Genomic DNA, 6,338 nt, shown 5'->3' with positions numbered 1-6,338 from the left:
ATGCTGCCAGGTCGCGGCCTTTGATCAGCCGCATGCAGACGAACAGCCGGCCATCGATCTCCCCGTAGTCATGAATCGGAACCACATGCGGGGTTTCTAATCTCGCCGCGGCGTGGGCTTCGCGGCGAAAACGCCGCTGAAAATCTTCGTCCTTCGACAGATTCTGGGATAAGACTTTGATAGCAACGACGCGGTCGGTCACAGTGTCGTGGGCACGCCACACCTCGCCCATGCCGCCCTCGCCAAGCAGCGACCGCAGCCGGTAGCGCCCGAATTCCACCTCGTCCATGGCAGAACCTTCCGCCATCCACCCAGGTGAAAATGCTACCGATGTCAGCGGGCGACGGTGTGGGATTGCTATGAGTTGGTGTTGAGCGGTTGCCACCGCTGTCGGGTTTGCACCGGCGGCGTATTTCGGGAGTTCACGGGGAGTTTACGGATTTTCAGGCTGGCCCCAAAACCGCCTCTGAGCTGCAAGAACTCTGGTGCGCGATACTGGGATTGAACCAGTGACCTCTTCCGTGTCAGGGAAGCGCTCTCCCGCTGAGCTAATCGCGCTGGGATCGAATTCGGAGGTGGAGACGGGAATCGAACCCGTGTGCACGGCTTTGCAGGCCGTTGCCTCACCACTCGGCCACTCCACCGCTGGGGTTGATGCCACTTGCACCTTCGAGCGGATGACGGGATTCGAACCCGCGACCCTCACCTTGGCAAGGTGATGCGCTACCAACTGCGCTACATCCGCGCGCAACGGACGAGATCGTCGCCCGGTGCGAAGCACGACGATAGTCCAAGTGAGCGGGCACACACAAATCTCTTGGTGCAGTGCATGTCTAGGCTATCCCGCGGCCAGGCCGGGCGCCATGCGGCGCGTTTTACGAACCCGATCTCGTGCTAGTCTTCGACCTCGTTCGCCTCTCGGCGCCGGTCCCGTGGCTCAGTGGGAGAGCGTCCGCTTCACACGCGGAAGGTCGCTGGTTCGATCCCAGCCGGGACCACATCGTTGACCTGCATCAACACAGTTTGCTCACGCCCGCGAGCGTGCCTCTAACCCATCGGCAATGACCGGGGTGGCGCATTGCTCATGCGCGGCCCGCAAGATCGAATCGGCAGTCAGGAATGCGGGTTTGTCGCGGTCGGTGGCCTTGACAGGCAGGTCGGCGGCACAGCGCAGCACCATCAGGGCGAGCGCACTATGGGTCGCATACGGGATGATCAGCAGGTTGACGCTCGCATCTTCGCCGCTGACGGTCATGACGTGCTGACGTCTCTGTTCCCATCCCGACCAGTTGAAGTCGGGTGGTCGCTGTAGCGGCGGCCAGTTGACGTTGATCGAGGTGATGCCGCCGAGCAAGGGCGTCAGCACCGCGACCAGCTGCGGTAATTCATTGGTGATGCGGTCTGCGCGAGGCCACCAGGCCCCGTCGATGCCGCGACCCAGCTCGCGAGCCACCGATACCCGGACCGGATTGCTACGGCCTCGACCTCCCAGCGGACTCGTCATCGGGGACACCGCTGCCGGCGCCGGGCCGCGAGCGCGACGTCCGGTAATCGCGCGATAGTTACGGCTATGCAGTCCACGGCGGTTCCTTCACGGTCGGCATCGCGCGCCCCACACGGGCGCGGGGCGAACGGAGGAATCACATTGCCCGTGGGATGTCATCCGCGCACATCGCGGTGGACCACCGCTGACAACGAAACGGCTCCGGGCTGACGTTACGCCACCAGCGCCGTTTCGGCGCCCCGAACCTCGCGCTCAGGTGACCATGACGACGCGTGGGCGCGGCGCGGCCTTCGCAGACGAAGGGGACGCCGTTCTCGGGGTAGTGTGGCGGAAACAAAGGTGAGGATGGGTGGCATGGCCGTACAAAACTGGTGGGATGCGCCCGAGATTCCTCCGTCAGAGATCCGAGTCGGTGACATCATCGGCACGCTGGATCCGACTCAGCTGCGCTACACGGTCAAGCTGATCAGCGGGCCGCAGAAAAGTCCCGGACGGTGGACATTTTTCTGCCGCGACGACGACGGCCTGCAGCACACGAGCACCTTCGGGGACGACGAGTTGGTGCGCAGGTACGCCAAAGCGTCATGACGACGTCTTGGAACTACTGCGTGAGCCCGGCGGCTGTTGGTTAACACCACGGGTTTTGCGTTCGAAATGCCCCTAGCAGCGCGAGATCTGTTGTGCGAAAGGGACGCGTCTGCTTGCCCGAAACCCGCGAAGGAGGGTAACCATGGGTGGCAACGAAGGGATCGGCATTTTGCAACTCGAATGCCCGCAAAGACATCCCGTCGGCCGGATCCTCAAAGAGGCTGCCCATCACGGGGTTCAATTCGGCCCCGGAGCCGCCGTTGGCCCACGCCAATTCTGGCCGCAGGAAGACGAGCAGGGGCGATTCAAAACGCATTGTAGGCATTGCGACAAGCCCGTCTGGGATTCTTCGGCTACGTTGCGGGACAAGCTAAGTCAGTTGCTCGCCGACGATTCCGAGACCCGCGCAGTTGCCACGTTGTCATACCTGTAGCTGCGACCACCCGCACTCATATGCCTCGCGCTTGATCACGCCAAAACGGCTCCCGCAGCGCAGCTTTCAGTATCTTGCCGCTGGCGTTGCGGGGGAGCGACGGCATGAAGTCGACGGTTCGCGGACACTTGTAACCGGCGAGATGACGGCGGCAGAATTCGATGAGGTCGGCGGGTTCGACGTCGGAGCTGCTGACGACGATAGCCTTGACGGACTCGCCCCAGAAGTCGTCGGGCACACCGATGACCGCGGCGTCGTCGACGGCGGGATGCTCTGTGAGCACGCTTTCCACTTCGGGGCCGTATACGTTCTCGCCGCCGGTGATGATCATGTCCTTCAACCGGTCCTCGATGTAGAGGTAGTCGTCGGCGTCGAGGCGCCCGATGTCTCCGGTTCGCAACCAGCCCTCGGTGGTAATGGTGTCGGCGGTTGCCTCGGGCCGATTCAGATAGCCGCTCATGGCCTGATCGCTGCGCGCCCAAACTTCGCCCGGTGCACCGTGATTCAGGCAGACACCGGTTGCGGGATCGACGATCTGGAGCTCGGTGCCCGCCGCGGCCTTACCGGCCGACAGCAGCAAGTCGGGCCGGCCCGGGTCGCGGTGGTCGGCGGGACTGAGTGCGGTGATGGCTCCGCAAAGCTCGGTCTGTCCGTATACCTGGACGAAGTTGACGTCCGGCCAGGCAGCCAGCGCCCGCTGCAGCAGCGGTAGCGGCATGGGAGCCGCGCCGTACACCAGATAGTGCAAGCGTGCGACGGCCTCGCGGGCCGCCTCGCCGCCGTCCAGGAACCGGGCGATGACGGGTGGCACCAAGAAGGCGTGGGTCGCGCCGTCGTTCAGCGCGCGGATCAAAGTCGCGGCTTCGGGTTCGCGCGTCAGGATCGTCGGAGCCCCCGCGAAGATGCCGAAACACGCGTAGCCGATGCCCCCGACGTGGAACAACGGCATCGCAACAAGGTTCGCGTCCCCTTCGGCGAACGGAAACGCCGGGGCCAGGTTGGTGATGTGGTTGACCAGCGCGCGCTGACTCAGCAGCACGCCTTTGGGACGCCCGGTGGTACCCGAGCTGTAGATCACCAGAGCGGTGTCGGTGTCGGAGCCGGCGGCCTCAGCGTCGGTCGCGGCGGGTGTCGCTGCGGCGAGCCAGGATTCGTACTCGTCGCCGGTGGCACCATCGCCGACCACGATCATGCGCTCAAGCCCGGGGACGCGTTCGGCGATCGCCTGCACAGTGGGGGACAGCTCGGCGCCGACTAGCAGCAGTCGGGCACCGCTGTCGTTGAGCACGTGGACGAGTTCTTCTCCGATGACTCGCCAATTGACGACCGTGGCGACGGCGCCGATCGATGCGGCGGCAATCAAGGTTTCCAGGCAGGCCGGGTGGTTCTTGTCGAGGAACGCCACGCGCTCACCGCGCTGAACGCCGGCGGCTCGCAGCGCGCCGGCCGCGCGACGGATCCGCAACGCCCACTGCCCCCAGGACCATTCCCGGTCACCGAACTGGAGCGCTACGCCGTCGGGCCTGCGCCGGGCATGGTGCTCGACGATTCCGACGAGTGTGTCCGTGGTGGCATCGGCTGTTGGCATAGGTTCCACTCTGCAATACGCCAAGCATCAGCGCGCAGCCGCTCCCACCTGCTGGTCGGCTACCGGGCGCTGTCGAAGTTGTGCGGGCAACACACATCGCTTGCGTTCCGGCCGCCCCGTCTGCTATGCATAAGTGAATATTCCCTAGTTTGATACGGAGGCGTGGTGACCCATCGAGTGATGGTGGCCGGCGTTGGGATGATTCCGTTCACAACCCCGAGCCGTACGGAGCCTTACCAGGTAATGGCTGAGAATGCAGCTCGAGCCGCGCTGGCCGACGCCGGAGTTGAGTACTCGTCGGTGCAGCAGGGCTATGCGGGATATGTGTATGGAGACTCGACATCAGGCCAGGCCGCGCTGTACGGGTTAGGGCAGTCGGGTATCCCGATCGTGAACGTCAACAACAACTGTTCGACCGGCTCGACGGCGCTGTGGCTGGCGCGACAGGCCGTCGAAACCGGCGCGGCCGAATGCGTTCTGGCGCTGGGTTTCGAGCAGATGCAGCGAGGCGCGCTGGGATCGGTGTGGAGCGACCGGCCCAGCCCGTTCACCCGGTTCGACGACGTCACTCGCGCCGCGCAGGGATGGGACGACAGCGCGCCGATGGCCGCCCAATACTTTGGTGGCGCGGGCCGCCAATACGCCGAGAAGTACGGGACGGACCCGGCCACGTTCGCCCAGATCTCGGTCAAGGCGCGTCGCCACGCGAAGAACAATCCGTACGCGGTGTTCCGCGACGAGGTGACGGTCGAACAGGTGCTAGCCTCGCCGCACATCTACGGACCGCTGACCAGGCTGCAGTGCTGCCCTCCGACGTGTGGTGCCGCCGCTGCTGTGCTGGTCAGCACGGAGTACGCCGTCAAGCACGGGTTGTCACCTCGGGTCGCCATCAAGGCTCAGGCGATGACCACAGACTCTCCTTCCACCTTCGCCGGCACCGACATGATCAAGGTCGTGGGCTATGACATGGCCAAGGCCGCCGCAGAGCAGGTGTACGAAACTTCAGGTGTCGCACCGGAAGACATCCGGGTCGTTGAGTTGCACGACTGCTTCACCAGCAACGAGCTGCTGACCTACGAGGGCCTTGGCCTGACGCCGGAGGGGACCGCAGAGAAGTTCATCCTCGATGGCGAGAACACCTATGGCGGACGCGTGGTGACCAACCCGTCGGGCGGATTGTTGTCCAAGGGTCATCCGCTCGGGGCGACCGGTCTGGCCCAGTGCGCCGAACTGGTATGGCAACTGCGGGGACAGGCCGGTGCGCGCCAGGTCGACGACGTCGATGTCGCGCTGCAGCACAACATCGGGCTCGGTGGTGCCGCCGTGGTAACTCTTTACGAGAAGGTCTCCTGATCATGGCGATCGACAAGAGCGTCATCGGAACAACGCTGCCTACCTCTACGCTGACCATCGACAGGGGTCGACTGCGGTTCTTCGCCAAGACGATTGGGGAGACCGATGCGATCTATACCGACGCCGAGGCGGCCAAAGCCGCCGGACACCCGGACATCCCGGCGCCGCCCACCTTCCTATTCTCGGTCGAGTTGGAGAGCCCGGATCCCTTTGCCTTCCTGGAGTCGCTCGGCGTGGATCTACGCTTCGTGTTACATGGCGAACAATCCTTCACCTATCACGCGCTCGCGTATCCCGGTGACCAACTTGTCGCCAGTCCGCGCATCATCGACGTCTATAGCAAGAAGAACGGAGCGCTGGATTTCGTCGTCAAGAGCACCGCGATCACCCGTGCCGACGGGACTGCTATCGCCGAACTCCAGTCGGTCATCGTGATCCAAAACCCGGGAATCGCATCATGACTGTTGCCCAAGCAATTTCGGTCGGTACCGAGCTGCCGCCGGTGAAGATCGATGCAATCTCACGGCAGACGTTGGCGCTGTTCGCCGGTGCTTCCGGTGACCACAACCCGATGCACATCGACCTGGATGCCGCGAAGTCGGTGGGCCTGCCGGACGTGTTCGCTCACGGAATGCTGTCGATGGCCTACCTGGGCCGGCTGCTGACCAACTGGGTTCCCCAGGAGCGCATTCGGTCCTATCGCGTCCGGTTCGCCGCCATCACACCAGTGCATGCGGAACCGACGTGTACCGGAAAAGTGACGCAGATCGACGATGTCGACGGCGAGCGGCGGGCCACCGTCGAGCTGGTCGTGACGCTCGACGATGGCACCACCACGCTGACCGGCGACGCAACTGTCGTCATCTAGTTGA

Annotated in this window: 8 protein-coding genes and 4 tRNA genes; 6 read left to right on the top strand and 6 right to left on the bottom strand. The window is 64.1% G+C overall.

The features are described 5' to 3' along the window. From AC5Y21_RS22435 to AC5Y21_RS22420, 4 genes are all read right to left on the bottom strand, one after another. On the bottom strand, positions 1-289 hold a 289-nt coding region (locus AC5Y21_RS22435), incomplete at its 3' end, for a protein kinase domain-containing protein (protein ID WP_499915631.1). 194 nt (positions 290-483) lie between these two features. Next, positions 484-558: transfer RNA gene (locus AC5Y21_RS22430), tRNA-Val, on the bottom strand. Positions 559-573: 15 nt separating this feature from the next. Further along, positions 574-644: transfer RNA gene (locus AC5Y21_RS22425), tRNA-Cys, on the bottom strand. 28 nt (positions 645-672) lie between these two features. Beyond that, positions 673-745: transfer RNA gene (locus tag AC5Y21_RS22420), tRNA-Gly, on the bottom strand. A gap of 181 nt (positions 746-926) precedes the next feature. On the opposite strand from AC5Y21_RS22420, the gene AC5Y21_RS22415 reads away from it, so the two are divergent. Beyond that, positions 927-998: transfer RNA gene (locus AC5Y21_RS22415), tRNA-Val, on the top strand. A gap of 29 nt (positions 999-1,027) precedes the next feature. Here AC5Y21_RS22415 and AC5Y21_RS22410 read toward each other — a convergent pair. After that, complete coding sequence (locus AC5Y21_RS22410; protein ID WP_499915629.1) at positions 1,028-1,504, bottom strand: DUF5994 family protein; 477 nt, start codon at positions 1,502-1,504, stop codon at positions 1,028-1,030. 354 nt (positions 1,505-1,858) lie between these two features. Between AC5Y21_RS22410 and AC5Y21_RS22405 the strand changes: the two genes are divergently transcribed. Further along, entirely contained in the window at positions 1,859-2,092 is a 234-nt protein-coding gene (locus AC5Y21_RS22405; protein WP_499915627.1) for a hypothetical protein, read from the top strand. Between the two features lie 142 nt (positions 2,093-2,234). After that, entirely contained in the window at positions 2,235-2,525 is a 291-nt protein-coding gene (locus tag AC5Y21_RS22400; RefSeq protein ID WP_499915625.1) for a hypothetical protein, read from the top strand. A gap of 16 nt (positions 2,526-2,541) precedes the next feature. Here the strand turns inward: AC5Y21_RS22400 and AC5Y21_RS22395 are convergent, their stop codons facing one another. Next, positions 2,542-4,113, bottom strand: a complete 1,572-nt coding sequence (locus tag AC5Y21_RS22395) for a long-chain-fatty-acid--CoA ligase (RefSeq protein ID WP_499915623.1) — start codon at positions 4,111-4,113, stop codon at positions 2,542-2,544. A 165-nt stretch (positions 4,114-4,278) separates the two neighbouring features. On the opposite strand from AC5Y21_RS22395, the gene AC5Y21_RS22390 reads away from it, so the two are divergent. The 3 genes from AC5Y21_RS22390 to AC5Y21_RS22380 are packed head-to-tail and all read left to right on the top strand — an operon-like array spanning position 4,279 to position 6,334. Beyond that, entirely contained in the window at positions 4,279-5,466 is a 1,188-nt protein-coding gene (locus AC5Y21_RS22390) for a lipid-transfer protein (RefSeq protein ID WP_499915621.1), read from the top strand. A gap of 2 nt (positions 5,467-5,468) precedes the next feature. After that, positions 5,469-5,927, top strand: a complete 459-nt coding sequence (locus AC5Y21_RS22385) for a MaoC family dehydratase N-terminal domain-containing protein (protein WP_499915619.1) — start codon at positions 5,469-5,471, stop codon at positions 5,925-5,927. Beyond that, a complete protein-coding gene (locus tag AC5Y21_RS22380) occupies positions 5,924-6,334 on the top strand; it encodes a MaoC/PaaZ C-terminal domain-containing protein (protein ID WP_499915617.1) in 411 nt (136 codons plus the stop codon). Before AC5Y21_RS22385 ends, AC5Y21_RS22380 begins: the two co-directional genes overlap by 4 nt. Positions 6,335-6,338 lie beyond the last annotated feature (4 nt).

It is taken from the genome of Mycobacterium sp. NGS41, assembly GCF_059812725.1.
Note: the sequence above shows the minus strand (reverse complement) of the source record. Positions and strands in the feature narration are given on the sequence as shown.